The organism is Streptomyces sp. APSN-46.1 (assembly GCF_022815725.1).
Classification (GTDB): domain Bacteria; phylum Actinomycetota; class Actinomycetes; order Streptomycetales; family Streptomycetaceae; genus Streptomyces.
The window spans coordinates 17311-36046 of the sequence record NZ_JALGRF010000019.1 but is presented as its reverse complement, the minus strand read 5'-3'; the positions used below and the strand labels follow the sequence as shown (position 1 = coordinate 36046).

Genomic DNA, 18736 nt, shown 5'->3' with positions numbered 1-18736 from the left:
GCTCCTCATAGCGTGTGCGATGCGACGGTCAGGACGAGGGAGTCCTGGTAGAGCTTTTCGAGGTGCTCGGGGAAGGTGTCCTCGCCCTCGCCGTCCCGCGCCGCCGGGACGGCGGCGACCGGGAGCCCGTCGCGGCCGGTCAGGCGGGTCAGTCGGGGGCTGGCGGTGTACAGCAGTCCCGAGTGGGAGATGACCTGGCCGAGGACGAGCCGTTCGTGGCTGGGCAGCCCGGCCAGCTCCGGCAGCGTGAAGGCACGGCCGGCGTCCTCTTCGGTGTAGCCGGTACGGACGATGGTCATCTCGGTGTGCAGGACGTCCATGAACGGGTAGTACGCGTCCTGGACCTCCCGGCTGTAGCCCCACACGAGGTCGTCGCAGCGGCCGACCTGCTCCCAGCTCATCGTCACGCCGCCGCCGGTGAGCCGGCCGGCGAAGAAGCGTTTGCAGGCCCTGCGGATCGCCTGGTCGTCGCTGTGCATTCCCATGAACACGGTGGCGTCGATGAAGACGCCGGAAGAGTCAGCGGGCATAGCGCTCAAGCACCTTCTTCGTACGGTCCATGGCGCCGGCGAACACCTCGGGGTTGCGGGCGAGGGCCATGCGCACGTACCGCTCACCGCGCGCCGGGGTGTTCCAGTAGAAGAAGGTGCCGGGCAGGACGTAGACCTCCTCGTCGAAGAGGACGGCCTGGAGCTCGGTGGCGGTGACCTCGTCGGAGAGGATCTTGAACCAGGCGACGGAGGTGCCGACCACCGGCTCCTGGAATTCGAGGATGGTGCCCTGCATGGCCTCGCGGGCCGCCGCGCCGTTGGTGGTGATGATCTCCTTCACCGAGCCGAAGCCGTCGGCGATGGAGTCCTCGACGTACTCGGTGACCATGTTGAGGACGAACGGCGAGACGTTCAGCAGGACGCTGGTGTGGAGGTTGTAGACCTCCTCCTGGATGTCCAGGCTGGCGGTGATCATGGCGCACTTGGCGTCCTGGATGGGCCAGGTCTTCCCGGTGTCCTCCATCACCATGTAGGTGACGCCGGACTCCTCCAGCAGCTTGTAGATGTCCACGCGGCCGATCGAGTCGTCGCACAGCGCGAAGGAGGCGAAGCAGAAGTCCATGACCAGGATCTTCTTGTGGTCGACGCAGTACCGCACGACCTCGCGGAAGCCCTCCAGCTCCTGGGCCAGGAGGGTGAATCCGGTCGGGTTGTTGGGGTCCACGAGGTAGATCGCGTCGGCCGTGACGTTCTCCACCAGCGAGTCGTAGATCTTCGCGGTCTCGTGGAGCGCCTGCTCGGGGAGCGGGGATATCGGCACCTGCATGTTGCGGAGCAGGTCGACGAGGTTGTCGAAGCACGGCTCGACCAGCGCCACCGACATCTCGCGCTTCTTCAGGTACATGCCGGCGACCATGGTGGAGACGCTGGCGGAGTACGAAAGTAAGGTGCGGCCCATGGCGCGGGCGGTGGGCTGGCGGTGCAGGCGGAAGAACGCGTCGATGAACTTGGCCTCGAAGTGGGCCTGCTGCTTGGACTCCGACTCGTACCAGAGCTCGGGGAGCCGGGCGACGATCGCGTCCTGACTGGGGGACTGGCGCTGGTGCGTGTGCGCGTCCGCCAGGTTGTACCGGGTCTTCAGCGCCTCGATCTCGTGCTGGGTGAGGTCGACGAAGGTACTGACGTCTGCCTTCCCGGAGCCGCTCTCGGACGACACGACGGTGGTCTCGTTCTCGGGCATGAGAATTCTCCCTGTGGTTTCCTGCGGAAAGTCCCGGTCGCCGGGCGGATCGAATGAACGCCTTCAGCAACGCATCGGAAACGCTACAGAAATCACTCGAAAGCATGAATCACATGGGGGTTACGAATCTGATAATCACCGTGATGTTTTACGCGCGACAAAAAGCGGCCGGGAACTCCAGAACCTGGAATTCTCGGCCGCTCTCCGAACTTCTTCTGTTGTTCGCCCGATTGGCCCCGCTCAGCCCGTTGCGGCCGCCAGGAGAAGGTCCTCGTAGATCTTCGGGTCGTCGGATTCGATCACCGGGAAGCCGATGCCGTAGGAGCCTTCCCAGCGCACGTCGATCCCGGGGTTGGCCCAGTCGGTGCCGTCGGGCAGGAACAGGTGCGGGCTGCAGCTGACCGCCTCGGTACGGGCGATCGCGGCCTGGCCGGAGAGGGTGCTGCGGGCACGGCCGTCGTCCAGGGCCTCCGCCAGCGCCGTCACGTCGACGACGCCGGTCTCCGCGGCCACGTCGAGGATGACCTTGCGGTGGCTGACGGTGCGCGACTCGGCCCAGAAGGCCTTCCGCAGGCCGAGGTCGAGCTGTTCGGACGCCGTCAGGGACTGCTCCTTGGCGGCCTGGATCGCCTCCAGCGCGGGCAGCGTGGTGGAGGGGTAGAGCCAGTCCTTGGCCTGCCAGAGCTGCCAGCCGGCGGCCGGCTCCAGACTGGCCATCCGGCCCACTTCACTGTCGGTTCCGGGGCGGGGGCTGGGCGCGTCGTTGAGCAGCTCCAGGGGGAAGGCCCGCAGGTCGAAGCTGACTTGGCTTTCGAGTCCGAGCCGCTTGCGCGTGGCGTGCAGACGGTGGATGCCGATGTGCGCGAAGGAACACCAGATGTCCGAGAAGACGGTGATGATGCCGGGCGGCGGTGTCAGGGATGCAGCGGTCAACGGGGACTCCGAGGGGTGTCGGGGAAAGAGCGGAGTGAGTGGTTCAGGCAGCTCGGCTCAGCAGTGGCTCAGGGCCGAGGGCTCAGGCAGCCAGGGCTCAGGCAGTCACGGCGGCTTGGCCGGCTTGGGCGGCTTGGGCGCCGTGCGCGTCCAGGGCGGCTTCGAGGTCGATGTCCGCGCCCGGAAGCCACGCCGGCAGGAACGGGATGCGGGCCATGGCCTCCATCAGGGAGGTGACCATCCGGCCCTCCACCGTCGGCCCGTGGGCGGACAGCAGCCGGGCCGGGGAGAGGGAGGACACCGCCCGGACGGTGCGGAGGAACTTCTCCGCGTCGACGAGGGCTGTCCACGGGGCGATCGCCCGGTTCAGGACGTCGAAGCCCTCGAAGAATTCTTTTACGTCGGCATCACCGAAGTGCTGCACGGTTTCAGGTATGACGGTGCCGAAACTGTCCGAACTGAAAAGCGTGCCGGCCTCGTGGTCGAATAGTGCGAGCGTGCCGGGCGAGTCGAACGTGGGCGGCCGGTGGAAGCTGAGAGTCCGGTCACCGATCGATATTCGGCTCCCGGGGTTCACCGTCACCACCCGCTCACGCGGGATTTCGAATTCCTCGGACAGTCGGGTGAGCGATATCCCGTTCGTGACGACCTTGGCGCCGGGAGCGCGGTCGAGTATGCGCGCCAGGCTCCCGGTGTGGTCCCGGTCGTCATGGGTGATGGCGATCCACCGCAGATCGGCGGGGTCCACCAGGGACCACAGGGCCTCTTCGAACGCGTCCCGGTCCACGGGCATGCCCGTGTCCACCAGCATCGGCTGCTCACCGCGCAGCAAGTAGGCGTTGACCGGCTGCAGGCCCAAGTCGGGTATCGGCAGTTCAGAGGGCAGCGCGTGCAGTTCGGGCCCTATGGCGTAGGTCTCCACGAGGAACAGCCTTCTCTCTCGGGTCTCTCGGGTCTCTCGGGTCTCTCAAGGTCGGACGAGCGCGAGCTCAGACGAGTTGGATGGCCAGCGAGCCGGCGAGCAGCAGGCCGAGTCCCGTCAGACGCGGCACGCTCAGCACCCGGGTCGGCAGCCGGAACATGCCCCGGTGGTCGATCAGGGCGGAGGTCAGCTGCTGGCCGGTCACGGTCAGCCCGATGGTCACCGCGGCGCCGATCTCGGGGATCAGCAGGAACGTGCCGGTGACGTAGCCCGCGGCGCAGGCTCCGCCGAGCCAGCCCCACCAGGGCATCGCCTTCAGCGGGGTCAGCTGCGGCTTGGGGGTCTTGCCCGTCAGGCGCAGCACCAGCAGGACGACGGCGATGGTGAGCGTGGCCACCGTGAAGCTGAAGGCCGCCACCGTGATCGGGGCGCCCAGACCGTGCCGGAGCTTGGCGTTGACCGCGCCCTGGATCGGGAGCACGCCGCCGGCGACGATGCCGAGGACGATCCATCCGATCCGGCCCGGCCCCGACATCGTCGGGGCTCCGGGCGGGGCGGCCGCCTGCTGTCCCCGGATGATCACGATGATGCCGGCGAGGACCGCGAGGGCGCCGAGCGCGATGCCCGGGCTCAGGCCCTTCTTCTCCAGGCCGAAGAGGCCGCCCAGGTCGAGGACGAGTGAGGAGAACATCTGCCCCGTGACGAACAGCCCGACCGAGGCCAGGGCTCCCAGCCGGGGGAAGAGCAGGATGCCACTGGTGATGTAGAGGGGGCTGGCCAGGCCGCCCAGCAGATGCCACCACTCGACGTCGGGGATCTTCCCGAGCGCGCCGAGCGAGCCGGTCACCGCCGCCAGGACCACCAGGAGTCCGGTGGCCACGCTCAGTTGGACCGTGGAGGCACCGTAGGGGGTTCCCACGGCCTTGTTCAGTTGCAGGTTGACCGACGCCTGGACGGCCAGGAGGCACCCGACCAGGAGGGCTGCCGCGAGCAGCGCAGCGTTCATCTTGTTCTCCCACACATCAAACGGACGGTCGTCTCACTTAACATAGACCTGAGTATGCCAAACGGACAAGCCGTCCACTTAAGGTTTTGGGAAGTAAGGTGACCCGCATGAGTAACGGCGACGAGCATCCCGCCCCGCCCGTAGTCCTCCGCGGTGATCTCCAGGCGGTGCCCCGGGGCGCCGCCGCACCGCGGCAGCGCGCCGACGCGGTGCGCAATCGCGCGCAGATCCTCTCCGCCGCCGAACTGCTCTTCACCACGCACGATCCGCGCACCGTCACGATGGAGCAGATCGCGAAGGCCGCGGGCGTCGGCCGCGCGACCCTCTACCGCTCGTTCCCCGACCCGTCCGCCGTCGCCACCGCCCTCCTGGACGAGCACGAACGCCGGCTACAGGGGCAGATGATCTACGGCCCGCCGCCGCTGGGGCCGGAGGCACCCCCCGCCGAACGACTGGCCGCGTTCTACCTCGCCTACCTGGACCTGCTCCAGCGGCATCTGCCCCTCGCGCTGGGCGCGGAAACGGGGCCCGCCCGCTACGTCACCGGCGCCTACGCCTTCTGGCGCCTCCATGTGCGCACCCTGCTCATCGCCGGCGGGGCCCCGGACCCCGACGCGCTCGCCGACATCGCCCTCGGCCCCCTGGCCCCGGAGCTCTACCACCATCAGCGCAACACCCTGGGCATCCCCCACGAGCGCATCGCCCAGGCCCTCTGCGTGTTCGCCCGGCGCCTCCTGGATCCCGGGCGGCCCTGAACCCGGACGGCCCGGACCCGGGCGGCCCGGACCCGGACGGCCCTGACCCCGGACGGCCCCGGCCGGACCTAGACGGCCCCGACGTACACCTGCCCGCCCAGGATGGGGAGCAGCAGGCCCCAGATCCGCTCCAGTCGCACCTGGGCCGCCCCGTCCAGTGAGCCCGCCTCCCCGAGCCAGGGCTCGTCCGCGGGCAGCGGTGCCCGCCGCATGGCCAGCTCCACGCCGCTGACCACATAGCTGACCAGCGCCGCCAGCGCCGTGGCGTCCGCCCCCGGCCGCAGCAGCCCTTCGGCCTCCACGTTCCGCGACAGCCGCGCCACCTCCCGCCGCCACGGGCACTCCTCGTCCGGGTTGCCCTGCGGTTTCAGCTCCCTCGACAACCGCTCACCGGCCCGCACCGACTCGTCGGTCTCGAAGAGGTCGATCAGCGTGCGCGTGACGGCCACCAGCTGGTCCACGACCCCCGACACCTCGTTCGCCGCCGACTCGACGGCCTTGCGCGTCACCGTCCGGGACCGCTCCCTGACCGCTTCGGCCAGAGCGGCCTTCGTACCGAAGTGGAACACCACGGCGCCTGTCGTCACCTTGGCCCGCTCGCCGATCCGGCTCAGCGAGGTGCGCTCGTAGCCGTCCTCGTCGAACGCGCCGGCCGCGGCCCGCAGGATGATCTGCTTCGTTCTCGCCGCTCGCTGCTGGATTGCCACTTGACACTCCCCCTGCGTCTGTAACGGCCAACTCGCCTTTATCTACACTGCGTTGAACGTTCCAGCGCAGCGAAGCATAGACTACGGGAATGAACTCCAGCGTCTAATGTATTGGACGAGACGTGTTGGACATGGATCAGCTCTCACAGTCGCTCGCCCGCAACCTCAAGCACTGGCGCACCCGTCGGGGCCTCACCCTCGACAGGCTCGCCGCCCGCGCCGGGCTCAGCCGCGGCATGGTCATCCAGGTCGAGCAGGCCCGCACCAACCCCAGCCTGGAGACGATGGTCAAACTCGCCGACGCCCTCGGTGTCGATATGACGGCCCTGCTCGACACCAACCAGGTGCCGCGCGTACGCCTCACTCCCCCGGAGCGGGCCATCCGCGTGTGGTCGACCGAGTCCGGGAGCTCCAGCACGCTCCTGGCCGGGAACTGCGACCAGGGCGCCTTCGAGCTGTGGACGTGGCGGCTCGAACCCGGCGACGTGAGCCTCTCGGCTCCCCATCCGCCGGGCACCACCGAACTGCTCCACGTCACCGCGGGCGAGCTCACGCTCATCGTCGACGGAGAGATCCACCCCATGCCGACCGGCTACTCGGCGACACTCTCCACCGACGTCTCCCACGGGTACCGCAACGACGGCGACATCACCGTCGAGATGACCCTCGCCGCCTACATCCCCAGCGCGCGGCCTTCCGATTAGGCCCGACGCCGGCCACGCGCAGACTCCTCCCCCTCGGGAGGAGGATGCTGCGGGTGGCGGCGTGCCTCCGTGCGCGCCCCGAGCGCGGCACGGCAGCCGCCACCCCACGACCCGCACTCGTCAAGGCAAGGACCCTTGGCGTCCCCTCGCGACGAATCGTTCACCACCAGGGTGATCAACACATGACGGTCCGTCAACACCTCGTTAGAGGTACACGCGCGGTTCCCGGATCGGCCCACAACTTTCCGACGCCTCGTCAGGACGACTCGCCGCGCAGTCGACCGCGCAGTCCGACGCCCAGTCCCCGGCGCGGTCCGCGGCCTTCTCCGCGCGGTCGACCTCGCACCAGATCCGTTTGCCCGCGCCCTCGTGCTGCCACCCCCAGCGGTCCGCCAGGCCGTCCACCAGCTCCAGCCCGCGCCCGCCCGTGTCGTCCCCGGCGGCCTGCCGCCGGGCCGGCGCCCGGTCGCTCGCGTCGGCGACCTCGACCCGCACCCCCGGCCCCCCGAACAGCATCCGCAGCACGGCCGGACAGCCCGTGTGCACGACCGCGTTCGTGACCAGCTCGGAGATCAGCAGGATCAGCGTCTCGGCGAGCGGTTCGTCATCCCCTATGCCGGATCCCGCCAGCCGGGAGCGCGCCCATCGGCGGGCCCGGCCGACCTCGGCGGGGTCCGGTCCTACCTCCAGCTGAACCTGAAGCACCTGCACCGCTCACACCATCCGACCCGGCGGACACTTCGCCTCACGAAGGTACGGGATCACGATCCGTGACCCCCTTGCGAAGCAGCATGGTTGACATACAGTCACCACAACAAGCGCTTCGGGCATATTCCAGCGCGAAGGAGTAGGCGTGGTGCATACTGCGCGACGCACGCGCCGCTGGGCCGCTCGCATTCCCGGGAGCGTACCCGAGCAGGCCCCCGACTCCGGGCCGCAATGAGTCGGGCGTAGGACACAAACCGATATCAACTCTCTGCAATCGGACATGCGTCCCACACCCTCCCTCCCCTCACCGTCAGCGACCGCCCTCAGGCCCGCCCGCAGCCCGCCCCGCTACCGCGCATCAGGACCGGTCGCGCTCAGCAACAGCTCCGCCGCCAGCAGTTCCTCCGCCTCCGCCGCCGTCCGCCACTGCTCGGCCCGCACCCACGCCCGCTTGAGGTGCAGGTGCACGTCCGCCTCCCAGGTGAACCCCATCCCGCCGTAGACCTGGAGGCAGTCCCGGGCATTGCCCACGGCGGCCTCGTCGGCCAGCAGCTTCGCCGCCGCGATCTCCCCGGCGTCAGCCGTGACCGCCGCCGCGTACACCGCCGTACGGGCCACCTCGGCCCGCACCAGCATCCCCGCGCACAGGTGCTTGACCGCCTGGAACGCCCCGATCGGCTGCCCGAACTGCTCGCGCTCCCCCGCGTACCGCACCGCCAGCTCCACCGTCCGCAGCGCGCTCCCGAGCTGGAGCGCGGCCGTCAGCAGCGCCCCCGTCTCCCGGTACGCCGAGACGTCCCCGGCCGAGGCCACCCGGTGCAGCGGAGTCAGCGGGTCCGCCGAGCGCACCGGCTCACCCGAAGGGAGTAACGGCGCGCCGAGCACCGCGTCCGCCTCCCCCAGGTACGCCACCAGCGACCCGCCGCGCCCGCCCAGGCCGCCCCGCCCGCCCCGCCCGCCCAGGTCCCCCAGGTCGCCCAGCTCCCCCAGGTCGAAGGCCGTCACCACGGCCGTCCCGGCCGCCGCGCCCGGGACCACCCCGGCGGCCAGGTGCGTGGCCACCAGCGGTCCCGGCAGCAGCGCCCGCCCGGCCTCCTCGAAGAGGAGCGCCGCCTCCGGCAGCCCCAGCCCGACCCCGCCCTCGGCCTCGGGCAGGCGCAGCGCGAAGAACCCGGCCGCGCCGAGCTCCCGCCACAGGTCCCGGTCCACGGCGGTCCCGCTCTCGACGGCCGCCCGCAGCGCCTCGCGCCCGTACCGCCGCGCGAGCAGCTCGCGTACGCCCGCCCGCAGGTCCCGCTGGTCCCGCGTCGGCTGGAAGTCCACGGCCGCTCACCGCCCCTTCGGGAGGCCGAGGACGCGCTCGGCGACGATGTTGCGCTGGATCTGCGAGGTGCCCGCCGCGATCGTGTACGAGAGGGACGAGAGCCGGTCCGGCATCCACTCCTCGTCCAGTGAGAGCGAGCCCGCGCCCAGCACCTCGGCGGCGGTGTCGTACAGCTCCTGCCGCGCGTGCGAGTACGCGAGCTTGAAGACGCTGCCACCCGCGCCCGGGACCCCGCCGGAGCTCTCCGACGCGCTGACGTTCCACTGCGTCAGCCTCCAGAGGGCGCCGAACTCCCCGTGCAGGCGTCCCAGTTTCCGACGTAGCACGGGATCGTCCCAGCGGCCGTTGGCCTTGGCCGTGCGCGCCAGCCCGGCGAGGGTCCGCCGGCAGGCGACGACCTCGCCGACGAAGGCGGTGCCCCGCTCGAACGACAGGGTCACCATGGTGACGCGCCAGCCGTCGTTCTCGTCCCCGACCCGGTTCGCGACGGGCACCCGGACCTCGTCGAGGAACATCTCCGCGAACTCGGTCGATCCCGCGAGGGTGCGCAGGGGCCGGATCGTGACCCCGGGCGCGTCCATCGGCATGGCCAGCCAGGAGATCCCGCGGTGCTTCGGGCCTCGCGCGTCGGTCCGCACGAGCAGCTCGCACCAGTCGGCGACCTCCGCGTGCGAGGTCCAGATCTTCGACCCGGTGACCACGTACGCGTCGCCGTCCCGCACCGCGCGCGTACGCAGCGCGGCCAGGTCGGAGCCGGCGTCCGGCTCGCTGAACCCCTGGCACCACACCTCGTCCCCGCGCAGTACGGGCGGCAGCCAGCGGGCCCGCTGGCCGGCGGTGCCCTCGGCGGCGATCGTCGGCCCGGCGTGCAGCAGCCCGACGAAGTTCGCGCCGACGTACGGGGCGCCCGCGCGCTCGGTCTCCTCCAGGAAGATCAGGTGCTGGGTCGGGGTGGCGCCGCGCCCGCCCGCGTCCACGGGCCAGTGCAGTCCGGCGTACCCGGCGTCGTACAGCCTGCGCTGCCAGCCGAGGTCGTAGGCGCGGCGGCCGGGCCAGTCGTCGGGGGAGGGCTTGGCGGGCAGTTCGGGCAGCACCTTGCCGAGCCAGGCGCGCAGCCCGGCCCGGAACTCCCGCTCCTCCTCGGTGTACGTGAGGTCCATCAGGTCAGGTCCAGGCCCAGCATCCGGATGGCGTTGCCGCGCATCAGTTTGTAGACCGTCTCGTCGTCCAGGCCCTTCACGTGGTCGAGGGCGACCTCCTTGGTGTGCGGGAAGGTCGAGTCCACGTGCGGGTAGTCGGTCTCGAAGGTGGCGTTGTCGCGGCCGACGACGTCGAGCGAGGCGATCCCGTGCTTGTCGCGGAAGAAGCAGCAGAACATCTGCCGGTAGTAGTAGGTGGACGGCGGCTCGGGGATCAGGTCGCGCACCCCGCCCCACGCGCGGTGCTCCTCCCACACGTCGTCCGCGCGCTCCAGGGCGTACGGGATCCAGCCCATCTGCCCTTCGCTGTAGGCCAGCTTCAGGGTCGGGAACTTCACCAGCACCCCGCTGAACAGGAAGTCCATCATCGAGGCCATCGCGTTGTTGAAGCTGAGCGAGGCCTGTACGGCGGGCGGCGCGTCGGGCGAGGCGGCGGGCATCTGCGAGCTGGACCCGATGTGCATGTTGACGACGGTGCCGGTCTCCTGGCAGACGGCGAAGAAGGGGTCCCAGTACCCGGAGTGGATCGAGGGCAGCCCGAGGTGGGTCGGGATCTCGGAGAAGGTCACCGCGCGCACCCCGCGCGCGGCGTTGCGGCGGATCTCGGCGACCGCCAGGCCGATGTCCCAGAGCGGGATGACGCACAGCGGGATCAGCCGGCCGCCGCTGTCGCCGCACCACTCCTCGACCATCCAGTCGTTGTACGCGCGGACGCACGCGAGGGCGACCTCCTTGTCCCGCGCCTCGGCGAAGGTCTGCCCGCAGAAGCGCGGGAACGTCGGGAAGCAGAGGGACGCCTCGACGTGGTTGAGGTCCATGTCGGCGAGGCGCGCCTTGGGGTCCCAGCAGCCGCGCCGCATCTCCTCGCGGGTGATGCCCTCCAGGGTCATGTCGTCGCGGTCGAAGCCGACGGCGGCGATGTTGCGCTTGTACGGGAACTTCAGGTCCTCGTAGATCCACCAGTCGGTCGGCGGGCCGTCCGGGTCCATGGTGATCACGTACTTGCCGCCGGTGTAGGCGAGCTCGCCGATGCCGGCGGTGAGCGGCTTGGGCCCGCGGTCCCGGTATTTCGCGGGCAGCCACACGTCGAAGAGGTGCGCGGGCTCGATCACGTGGTCGTCCACGCTGATGATCCGAGGCAGTTCCATGGTGTCCCCTCGCCGCAAATCTGATGGATCGTCAGAAACAAAGCTAGCTCCGCCACCCCTGGACCGACAAGCGTCCGCGTTCTACGCTCTGCGCTTGATCTGACTAGTCGTCAGCTATGGGGAGGCCGGGATGTCGGACGCGACGGACACCGCGAGGGAACTGGGCGAGTCCCCCACCCTGTGGGAGCTGATCGCCCGGCGCGCGGCGCTGACCCCCGACGCCCCGGTGCTCATCGAGGCGGCCGAGGACCCCGCCCGGGACCGCACCCTCACCTTCGGCGAACTCCGGGACCGCTCGGAACGGGTCGCGGCGGGCCTGTACGACATGGGCGTCCGCCCGGGCACGGTCGTCGCCTGGCAGCTCCCGACCCGGATCGAGACGGTCCTGCTCTCCCTCGCCCTGGCCCGGATCGGCGCCGTCCAGTCACCGGTCATCCCCTTCTACCGGGACCGCGAGACCGGCTTCGCGCTGCGCGAGTCGAAGGCCGAGTTCTTCGCCGTGCCCGGCGTCTGGCGCGGCTTCGACCACACCGCGATGGCACGGCGGCTCGGCGCCCGGGGCGTCTTCGAGGCCTACGACTCGCTCCCCGCCGGGGATCCCTCCGTACTCCCCGCACCCCCCGCCTCGGGGACCTCCGTACGGTGGATCTACTGGACCTCCGGCACCACCTCGGACCCCAAGGGCGTCCTGCACACCGACCGCTCCCTGATCGCCGGCGGCTCCTGCCTCGCCCACGCGCTGCGCCTCGGCCCGGCGGACGTCGGCTCGATGGCGTTCCCCTTCGCGCACATCGCCGGCCCGGACTACACGGTGATGCTGCTCCTCTACGGCTTCCCGGCGGTCCTGTTCGAGAAGTTCGCGATGCCGGACGCGCTCGACGGCTACCGGCGCCACGGGGTGACGGTGGCCGGCGGCTCCACGGCGTTCTACTCCATGTTCCTGACGGAGCAGCGCAAGGCGCCGGGGTCGAGACTCATCCCCACCCTCCGCCTCCTGGCGGGCGGCGGCGCCCCCAAGCCGCCGGAGATCTACCACGCGGTGGTCCGCGAACTCGGCTGCCAACTCACACACGGCTACGGCATGACCGAAGTCCCGATGATCACGATGGGCGACCCGGACGACACCCCGGAGAACCTGGCCACCACGGAGGGCCGCCCCCCGGCCGGCATGACGATCCGCATCACGTCACCGGACGGCACACCGCTGCCCCCCGGCGCGGACGGGGAGGTCCGCCTGCGCGGCGAGGCGGTCTGCCAGGGGTACCTCGGCCAGGACCGGAACGCCGACGTGTTCGACGCCGACGGATTCCTGATCACCGGCGACCTCGGCCACCTCACCCGGACCGGCCACCTGGTCCTGACGGGCCGCAGCAAGGACGTCATCATCCGCAAGGGCGAGAACATCTCGGCGAAGGAGATCGAGGACCTCCTCCACCGGCTCCCGGGCATCGCCGACGTGGCCGTCATAGGCCTCCCGGACCCCGACCGCGGCGAACGCGTCTGCGCGGTGGTCGAACAGCCCTCCGGAGCCGCCCCGCTGACCCTGCCGCAGCTGACTGCGCACCTGCGCGCCCAGGGCCTGTCCCCCCACAAACTCCCGGAGCAACTGGAACTGGTCGACGCCCTGCCCCGCAACGACGCCCTGCGCAAGGTCTTGAAGTACAAACTCCGCGAACGCTTCGCGGACACCCGCCGCCCGGACGGGGCCTGAGCGGCTCCGATACCGCTTGGCGGCCGTACGGTGGGCAGCCGCGGCGGCGTGCCCACCCCCGGCCGGGCGCGACGGACTACGCGTCCGGGGCCTCCACGCCGCAGTAGCCGGCGAAGGCCGCCAGGATCTCGTCCAGCGAGACGCGGCCGTCGCCGTCGGCGTCCAGCGCCGTCGCCACCTGGCCGGCCGGCTCGGCCGGAATGCCCAGGACGCGCAGCACACGGGCCACCGCCTCCGGGGTCGCGCCCGCGCCGGACGCGCCGTCGGAAGCCACCGCGACCACCGCCCGCAGGAACGGCCGCGCGATCTCCGCGAACCGCTCCGGGCTGTCCCGCAGCCGCTTCGCCGCGCCCGTGATGAACTCCTCGCGGGACACCCGCTGGTCCCCGTCCACGTCCGCGATCCCGGCCATCCCCTGCCAGAACGCCTCGGCACCCGCGAAGACGGCCTGCCCCTTGTCCGACCGTGCCGCGACGCCGAACTCGGCCAGCACCGAGCGCGCCGCCGCGCTGAAGTCCTCCCGGTCGATGGAGCCGTTCCCGTCCTGGTCGAAGGTGGCGAATCGGGAGGCGATCTTGCGCTCGTACTCTGCGCTGTCCATATTCGAAGTTCCGCCTTCACTGATGCGGTGGGGTGCAGTTCAAGACAAGGCAGGAGCGTAAGCCCTCAGTGGCCTGCGCGTTAAGCGAAGCGGACAAGCAGATGGCCGCATCGAACCAGCGCACGGGAAGCGCGGCGGGGCGCGTACGCGTGTGCCCATGTCCCGCCGCCGCGGGGGCCGTCCGGCCACGCGCGACGGTCTCCGGGGGACGCCCCCTAGCACGGAGGCCACACTTCCAGGCGGGATTCTCCCAAAACGGGCGCGCTGCGCCGTGTGGCCATTACATTCGATGAGTCGACACACGGCTGGGGGCAGTATGCCGAAGGACGTACCACCGCGCTGGGACCGCCGCATGCAGCAGCGCCTCGCCCGCGGCGAGGCCGCCGCGCTCGGGGAGCTGTACGACCGCTTCGCCTCGCTCGTGCACAGCCTGGCGCACCGGGTCCTGGGCGACGAGAAGGCCGCGGACCGGATCACCCGCGAGGTCTTCGGCTACATCTGGGAGAACCCGGACGCCTACGATCCCAAACAGGGCTCCATGCGTTCGTGGGTCGCCCGGATCACGCAGGGCCAGGCGGTGGCCCGGCTGCGCCAGGCCGAGCTGGGGCGCGGCTCCCGCGAGGAGCTGGAGCGCAAGGTGGCCACCGCCAACGCGGCCGCCCGCGCGGACTTCATCGTCACCTCCATGCCCGCGCCGCTGCGGGCCGCCCTGGAACTCGCGTACTTCAAGCGCCGCGACTACCGCCAGGCCGCCGCCGACCTCCAGATCAGCGAGGACGAGGCGCGGCGCCGGCTGCGGCTCGGGCTGCAGTTGCTGTCGACCGCCAACGCCCTCCCCCGGGAGGACACCGCCCCGCCCGGATATGGAACGCCCCGATGACCGGCCCCTCCGACCCGCCCGACGACGGATACCGGCCCGGCGGCGGGGCCCGGATACCGGGTCCGCGCGGAGCCGCCGACGACCTCGACCCGCGGCACGCGCCACCGCCGCCGGCCGCGCCGCCCTCGCACACGGTGCTGAAGTCCCTGCTCGGCGCGTGGGCGCTGGCCGCGTGTTCCGCGGAGGAGACCCAGGCCGTGGAGGACCACCTCACCGAGTGCGCGCCCTGCGCCGAGGAGGCGCTGCGGCTGCGCGACGCGGTGGGGCTGCTGCACCCCGAGGAGAACCTCGACCTGAAACCGCTGCTGCGGTCGCGGGTGTTGGAGGACTGCCTGGGCAAGCGGCCGGCCCGGATCCCGGTGCCGGCGTGGGCGAACCCGTACGACACGGAGACGGCGCGGCTCGACGCGCTGCTCCAGGACTTCGGCGATTCGGAGTGGCACACGCCGGTACGGCTGAAGTGGTTCGAGGGGGAGCGGCGGCAGTCGCGCCGGACGACGGTGGCCGGGGTGATCGGGCATCTGCTGACGGTGGACGGCCTGGTCGCGGCGGCGCTGGGACTGGACGACCCGCTGGGCCCGGACGCGCCGTCGCGCAGCCCCGCGAAGCGTACGGAGTACTTCTGGAACACCGCGCACCCGACCACGCGGCAGGTCCGCGAGCCGTGGCGGGAGCAGGGGCACACGCTGGTCCGCACGGTGTCGTTCGCGGGGCGCGGGGTGGCGGAACTGGCCGTCGACTACGGGAGCTTCGCGCTCCCCCTCGGGGACGCGTTCCTGGAGCGGGCCTTCGAGTGCTGGGTCCACGCGTGGGACATCGCGGAGGCGGTGGACTACCCGTACGACCCGCCGTCCGGGCCGGATCTGCACCGCATGATCGACCTGGCGGCGCGGCTGTTGCCGAGTACGCTCGCGCACCGGCGGCGGTCGGGTCTCGCGGCTCCGGCGCGCGGGCTGGTCGCGGCGGGTGCGCCGGGGCGGACCCTGCACCTGGAGATCGAGGGCTCGGGCGGCGGGAGCTGGGACATCGCCCTGGACTCGCCGGCGGCGAAACCGTCGCCGGACCACCGGGTGGCGCACATCGCGCTGGACAGGGGCGAGTTCTGCCAGCTGGCCGCCGGCCACATCTCCCCGGAGGAAGCGGCGGCGGGCCAACAGGGCGACCGCGAGGCAATCCGCGACGTCCTCTTCGCCGCCGCCTCCCTCAGCCGCCTGTAGCCTCCGGCGGAACCTGGACCACCGCCGCCCGGGGGCCAGAGGAGCCCCTCCAAGGGACCGCCCGGCGCTGGGCCCAGCCCGAAAGAGCCATGGCCGGAGCCCGCGACCTCGGGCACAGCCCGTAAAGGGCGGCACGGGGGCAACCCGGGAACGGGTCCGGGCGCAGCCCGGGGGTCCGGGCGCAGCCCGGGGGTCCGGGCGCAGCCCGGGGGTCCGGGCGCAGCCCGGGGGTCCGGGGAGGGGGCGCGCCCGGGGGCGGATCTCGTTGCGGCCCGGGGGTCGGAGACACGCAGGGCTAGGCGAAGACGACCGTGCGGGAGCCGTTCAGGAGGACGCGGTGTTCGCTGTGCCACTTCACGGCCCGCGCCAGCGCCTGGCACTCCACGTCGCGCCCGATCGCCACCAGCTGGTCCGGCGTCACCTCGTGGCCCACCCGCTCGACCTCCTGCTCGATGATCGGGCCCTCGTCCAGGTCGGCCGTCACATAGTGCGCCGTCGCGCCGATCAGCTTCACGCCCCGCGCGTGCGCCTGGTGGTACGGCTTGGCGCCCTTGAAGCTCGGCAGGAACGAGTGGTGGATGTTGATGATCCGCCCGCTCAGCTCCTTGCACAGGGTGTCCGACAGCACCTGCATGTAGCGGGCGAGGACGACGAGCTCGACGTTCTCGGAGCGCACCAGCTCCAGCAGCCGCGCCTCCGCCTCCGCCTTCGTGTCCTTCGTCACCGGAATGTGCACGAACGGGATGTCGTACGAGCCGACCAGTTCCTTGAAGTCCGTGTGGTTGGAGACGACCGCCGCGATCTCCACCGGCAGCGCGCCGATCCGCGCGCGGAACAGCAGGTCGTTCAGGCAGTGGCCGAACTTCGACACCATCAGCACGATCCGCATCCGCTCGTCGGAGCGGTGGATCTGCCAGTCCATCCTGAACGAGTCGCCGATCGCGGCGAAGCTCGCGCGCAGCTTCTCGACCGTAACCGTCGGCTCGGCCTCGAAGTGCACCCGCATGAAGAACAGCCCGGTGCCCCGGTCTCCGTACTGCTGGCTGTCCACGATGTTGCAGCCGGTCATGAAGAGATAACTGGACACGGCGTGGACGATGCCCTGCTTGTCGGGGCAGGAGACGGTAAGGACGTACTGGGGCTGGGCCTGGGCCTCGTGCTGCGGGTCGCTCATGACCGCACAGCCTTTCACACCGCGCGGGTGAGGATCCTCAACGCTTCCAGCGACCGCGGCCGCACGTCCGGCTCCTCCCCGTCCGCCACCGCCATCCGCAGGTGCGCCTCGCGCGCCGCCCGTACCGCCTCGGGCCACGCGTGGTGCTCCAGGTACGTGGACACGGGCGCGTCCGGACCCACCTGGTGCAGGATCCGCAGCACCCGCAGGACCGCGAGGTCGACGAGGGCCGCCTCCTGCGAATCCCGGAAGATCGTGCCGACGTACTTCTCGGCGGACCAACTGTCGAGCCAGGTGTCCTCGACGAGCCGGTACACGGCGTCGGTGACGTCCCCGTACCCCTCGGCGCCGGCCAGCCAGGTGTCCTCCTGGAACTCCGGATCGGAAAGCATGTGCAGCGCCGAGCGCACGTTGCTGCGCCAGCGCCACCACGGCATGTCATTCAGGGGCATGCCGCCCATGGTGGAGGAGCGGCCGCCGCGACGGGAAGAGTTCTTCGAACCTTGGGCGATTGTCACGCTTTCGATCGTACGTTCCTTCTATTCCGGATCTTGAGGCAGCTCTGCGTAACCGGCCCCGGCAATTCACCTGCACGTCACCGAATGTTGTGTACACCTCACACCCCAGTTCCCCGGGGAGCGGAATGGTGCATGGACATGACCGATCGGCGACGCGCAGCATCCTTCTCCCGCACCTTCCTGGCCACGGCGATGGGCGCGTGTCTCGTCGCCGGCTGCGGGGTGATCCCCGGGGGCTCGGGGGGCCCCGGGGACACCATCACCGTCATGACCTTCGCCCCGCAGGGCACGAAGGCGACCAACATGCCCGGAATGCCCGCCATGGCCAAGGCGTACGAGCGCTGGGCCAACTCCAAGGGCGGCATCAACGGGCGCAAGCTCCGGGTGCTGACCTGCAACGAGCAGAACACCCCCGCCGGCGCCGCCGACTGCGCCCGCAAGGCCATCGCCGAGAAGGCGGTGGCGGTCGTCGGCTCGTACAGCCAGCACGGCCGCGCCTTCATGGCACCGCTGGAGGCCGAGGGAATCCCCTTCATCGGCGGCTACGGGGTCTCCTCCGAGGAGTTCCAGAGCACCCTCTCCTACCCCGTCAACGGCGGTCAGCCGGTGCTCCTCGCCGGTGCCGGCCACCAGCTCGGCCGCGCCTGCGGCCAGGTGGCCCTGGTCCGGCCCGACACCCTCGCCGGGGACTCGATGCCCGTGCTGCTCAACGCCGGGCTGAAGGCCAACAACATGGGCGAGGCCTCCGACATCCGCGCGGCCGAGGACAGCGCCGACTTCTCCCCCCAGGCGCGCGAGGCGCTGGCCGATACCGCCGGGGCCGCGTCCGCGTCCAAGGAGTCCGCGTCCAAGGAGAAGGAAAAGGAAAAGGCGAAGGAGAAGGAGAAGGGCTGCGTGACCGCCGTGCTCGGCGAGCGCACCGAGACGTTCTTCGACGCCTTCCGCCGCGCCGACGACAAGCACAAGCCGCAGATCTCCTCGGTCCTGGGCAGTGTCAGCCAGTCCCTGGTGGACCGGACCGGCGGTAAGGAGAGCCCGTTCGAGGGCGCGTACGTCACCAGTTGGTACCCCGTCTCGTCCGATCCGCTGTGGGAGCCGATGCGGAAGGTGATCTCCGAGCACTCCTTCGGCGACGGCGGCGTGGACGCGGACGACAGCGGGGCGCAGACCACGTGGATCGCGTACACGGTGCTGAGCGAGATCGTGAAGCGGTTCAAGGCGGAGGAGAACATCACGGCGCGGAAGGTCGCGCGCGTGCTGAACCAGTCGGAGAGCGTCAGGACCGGCGGGCTGACCCCGGATCTGTCCTGGCGCTACCAGGACATGCGCGCCGTCGCCGGATTCCCGCGCATCGTGAACGGGCGGGTCACCTTCCAGATCGTCCAGTCGGGCCGACTGGTGGCACAGCCGGGCGAGCAGAGCATGGACATGACCCCGACCCTGGAGCAGGCCCCGCGCGCGGCCTGATCTGGCGTGATCCGGCGTGATCCGCCGGGGC

General features: G+C 70.9%; 19 protein-coding genes. 6 read left to right on the top strand and 13 right to left on the bottom strand.

Features of this window, described 5'->3' with window-relative positions; all coding sequences use genetic code 11:
* Positions 1–5 precede the first annotated feature (5 nt).
* The 5 genes from MTF65_RS29925 to MTF65_RS29905 form a co-directional block, all read right to left on the bottom strand.
* Positions 6–530, bottom strand: a complete 525-nt coding sequence (locus MTF65_RS29925; protein WP_243632133.1) for a DUF6190 family protein — start codon at positions 528–530, stop codon at positions 6–8.
* Positions 520–1731, bottom strand: a complete 1212-nt coding sequence (locus MTF65_RS29920; RefSeq protein WP_243632132.1) for an aminotransferase class I/II-fold pyridoxal phosphate-dependent enzyme — start codon at positions 1729–1731, stop codon at positions 520–522. The genes MTF65_RS29925 and MTF65_RS29920 overlap by 11 nt, the downstream gene beginning before the upstream one ends.
* A gap of 240 nt (positions 1732–1971) precedes the next feature.
* Positions 1972–2664: a DsbA family protein gene (locus MTF65_RS29915; RefSeq protein ID WP_243632131.1), complete on the bottom strand. Its 693-nt coding sequence runs from the start codon at positions 2662–2664 to the stop codon at positions 1972–1974.
* A 97-nt stretch (positions 2665–2761) separates the two neighbouring features.
* Complete coding sequence (locus MTF65_RS29910) at positions 2762–3586, bottom strand: MBL fold metallo-hydrolase (protein ID WP_243632130.1); 825 nt, start codon at positions 3584–3586, stop codon at positions 2762–2764.
* A 67-nt stretch (positions 3587–3653) separates the two neighbouring features.
* Complete coding sequence (locus MTF65_RS29905) at positions 3654–4592, bottom strand: DMT family transporter (RefSeq protein WP_243632129.1); 939 nt, start codon at positions 4590–4592, stop codon at positions 3654–3656.
* A gap of 107 nt (positions 4593–4699) precedes the next feature.
* Here MTF65_RS29905 and MTF65_RS29900 point away from each other — a divergent pair, with 107 nt between their 5' ends.
* The gene (locus MTF65_RS29900; protein WP_243632128.1) at positions 4700–5347 is read left to right on the top strand and encodes a TetR/AcrR family transcriptional regulator; all 648 of its coding nucleotides are present in this window, start codon (positions 4700–4702) and stop codon (positions 5345–5347) included.
* Positions 5348–5415: 68 nt separating this feature from the next.
* Here MTF65_RS29900 and MTF65_RS29895 read toward each other — a convergent pair whose 3' ends face one another.
* The gene (locus tag MTF65_RS29895; protein ID WP_243632127.1) at positions 5416–6054 is read right to left on the bottom strand and encodes a TetR/AcrR family transcriptional regulator; all 639 of its coding nucleotides are present in this window, start codon (positions 6052–6054) and stop codon (positions 5416–5418) included.
* Positions 6055–6185: 131 nt separating this feature from the next.
* On the opposite strand from MTF65_RS29895, the gene MTF65_RS29890 reads away from it, so the two are divergent.
* Positions 6186–6758, top strand: a complete 573-nt coding sequence (locus tag MTF65_RS29890; RefSeq protein ID WP_279399702.1) for an XRE family transcriptional regulator — start codon at positions 6186–6188, stop codon at positions 6756–6758.
* Between the two features lie 204 nt (positions 6759–6962).
* Here MTF65_RS29890 and MTF65_RS29885 read toward each other — a convergent pair whose 3' ends face one another.
* From MTF65_RS29885 to MTF65_RS29870, 4 genes are all read right to left on the bottom strand, one after another.
* Positions 6963–7469: an ATP-binding protein gene (locus MTF65_RS29885; RefSeq protein WP_243632125.1), complete on the bottom strand. Its 507-nt coding sequence runs from the start codon at positions 7467–7469 to the stop codon at positions 6963–6965.
* Positions 7470–7814: 345 nt separating this feature from the next.
* The gene (locus MTF65_RS29880) at positions 7815–8789 is read right to left on the bottom strand and encodes an acyl-CoA dehydrogenase family protein (RefSeq protein WP_243632124.1); all 975 of its coding nucleotides are present in this window, start codon (positions 8787–8789) and stop codon (positions 7815–7817) included.
* A gap of 6 nt (positions 8790–8795) precedes the next feature.
* Positions 8796–9950: an acyl-CoA dehydrogenase gene (locus MTF65_RS29875; protein WP_243632123.1), complete on the bottom strand. Its 1155-nt coding sequence runs from the start codon at positions 9948–9950 to the stop codon at positions 8796–8798.
* Entirely contained in the window at positions 9950–11137 is a 1188-nt protein-coding gene (locus tag MTF65_RS29870; protein ID WP_243632122.1) for an amidohydrolase family protein, read from the bottom strand. The genes MTF65_RS29875 and MTF65_RS29870 overlap by 1 nt, the downstream gene beginning before the upstream one ends.
* Before the next feature lie 130 nt (positions 11138–11267).
* Between MTF65_RS29870 and MTF65_RS29865 the strand changes: the two genes are divergently transcribed.
* Positions 11268–12848, top strand: coding sequence for a class I adenylate-forming enzyme family protein (locus MTF65_RS29865; RefSeq protein ID WP_243632121.1), 1581 nt, complete (start codon positions 11268–11270; stop codon positions 12846–12848).
* A 76-nt stretch (positions 12849–12924) separates the two neighbouring features.
* Here MTF65_RS29865 and MTF65_RS29860 read toward each other — a convergent pair whose 3' ends face one another.
* Complete coding sequence (locus tag MTF65_RS29860) at positions 12925–13449, bottom strand: EF-hand domain-containing protein (protein WP_243632120.1); 525 nt, start codon at positions 13447–13449, stop codon at positions 12925–12927.
* A 316-nt stretch (positions 13450–13765) separates the two neighbouring features.
* Here MTF65_RS29860 and MTF65_RS29855 point away from each other — a divergent pair, with 316 nt between their 5' ends.
* Together MTF65_RS29855 and MTF65_RS29850 are read left to right on the top strand one after the other, a co-directional pair.
* A complete protein-coding gene (locus MTF65_RS29855) occupies positions 13766–14329 on the top strand; it encodes a sigma factor (RefSeq protein WP_243632119.1) in 564 nt (187 codons plus the stop codon).
* The gene (locus tag MTF65_RS29850) at positions 14326–15546 is read left to right on the top strand and encodes a maleylpyruvate isomerase N-terminal domain-containing protein (RefSeq protein WP_243632118.1); all 1221 of its coding nucleotides are present in this window, start codon (positions 14326–14328) and stop codon (positions 15544–15546) included. The genes MTF65_RS29855 and MTF65_RS29850 overlap by 4 nt, the downstream gene beginning before the upstream one ends.
* Positions 15547–15841: 295 nt before the next feature.
* Here the strand turns inward: MTF65_RS29850 and purU are convergent, their stop codons facing one another.
* A complete protein-coding gene (purU, locus tag MTF65_RS29845; protein WP_243632117.1) occupies positions 15842–16720 on the bottom strand; it encodes a formyltetrahydrofolate deformylase in 879 nt (292 codons plus the stop codon).
* 14 nt (positions 16721–16734) lie between these two features.
* The gene (locus tag MTF65_RS29840; RefSeq protein WP_243632151.1) at positions 16735–17181 is read right to left on the bottom strand and encodes an SCO4402 family protein; all 447 of its coding nucleotides are present in this window, start codon (positions 17179–17181) and stop codon (positions 16735–16737) included.
* 195 nt (positions 17182–17376) lie between these two features.
* Here MTF65_RS29840 and MTF65_RS29835 point away from each other — a divergent pair, with 195 nt between their 5' ends.
* Positions 17377–18705: an ABC transporter substrate-binding protein gene (locus tag MTF65_RS29835; protein ID WP_243632116.1), complete on the top strand. Its 1329-nt coding sequence runs from the start codon at positions 17377–17379 to the stop codon at positions 18703–18705.
* Positions 18706–18736 lie beyond the last annotated feature (31 nt).

Bases quoted from the DNA above. Each gene is read 5' to 3' on its own strand.
- MTF65_RS29925 (WP_243632133.1), bottom strand. From the start codon at position 530: ATGCCCGCTGACTCTTCCGGCGTCTTCATCGACGCCACCGTGTTCATG.
- MTF65_RS29920 (WP_243632132.1), bottom strand. From the start codon at position 1,731: ATGCCCGAGAACGAGACCACCGTCGTGTCGTCCGAGAGCGGCTCCGGG.
- MTF65_RS29905 (WP_243632129.1), bottom strand. From the start codon at position 4,592: ATGAACGCTGCGCTGCTCGCGGCAGCCCTCCTGGTCGGGTGCCTCCTG.
- MTF65_RS29900 (WP_243632128.1), top strand. From the start codon at position 4,700: ATGAGTAACGGCGACGAGCATCCCGCCCCGCCCGTAGTCCTCCGCGGT.
- MTF65_RS29890 (WP_279399702.1), top strand. From the start codon at position 6,186: ATGGATCAGCTCTCACAGTCGCTCGCCCGCAACCTCAAGCACTGGCGC.
- MTF65_RS29875 (WP_243632123.1), bottom strand. From the start codon at position 9,950: ATGGACCTCACGTACACCGAGGAGGAGCGGGAGTTCCGGGCCGGGCTG.
- MTF65_RS29870 (WP_243632122.1), bottom strand. From the start codon at position 11,137: ATGGAACTGCCTCGGATCATCAGCGTGGACGACCACGTGATCGAGCCC.
- MTF65_RS29865 (WP_243632121.1), top strand. From the start codon at position 11,268: ATGTCGGACGCGACGGACACCGCGAGGGAACTGGGCGAGTCCCCCACC.
- MTF65_RS29860 (WP_243632120.1), bottom strand. From the start codon at position 13,449: ATGGACAGCGCAGAGTACGAGCGCAAGATCGCCTCCCGATTCGCCACC.
- MTF65_RS29855 (WP_243632119.1), top strand. From the start codon at position 13,766: ATGCCGAAGGACGTACCACCGCGCTGGGACCGCCGCATGCAGCAGCGC.
- MTF65_RS29850 (WP_243632118.1), top strand. From the start codon at position 14,326: ATGACCGGCCCCTCCGACCCGCCCGACGACGGATACCGGCCCGGCGGC.
- purU (WP_243632117.1), bottom strand. From the start codon at position 16,720: ATGAGCGACCCGCAGCACGAGGCCCAGGCCCAGCCCCAGTACGTCCTT.
- MTF65_RS29840 (WP_243632151.1), bottom strand. From the start codon at position 17,181: ATGGGCGGCATGCCCCTGAATGACATGCCGTGGTGGCGCTGGCGCAGC.
- MTF65_RS29835 (WP_243632116.1), top strand. From the start codon at position 17,377: ATGACCGATCGGCGACGCGCAGCATCCTTCTCCCGCACCTTCCTGGCC.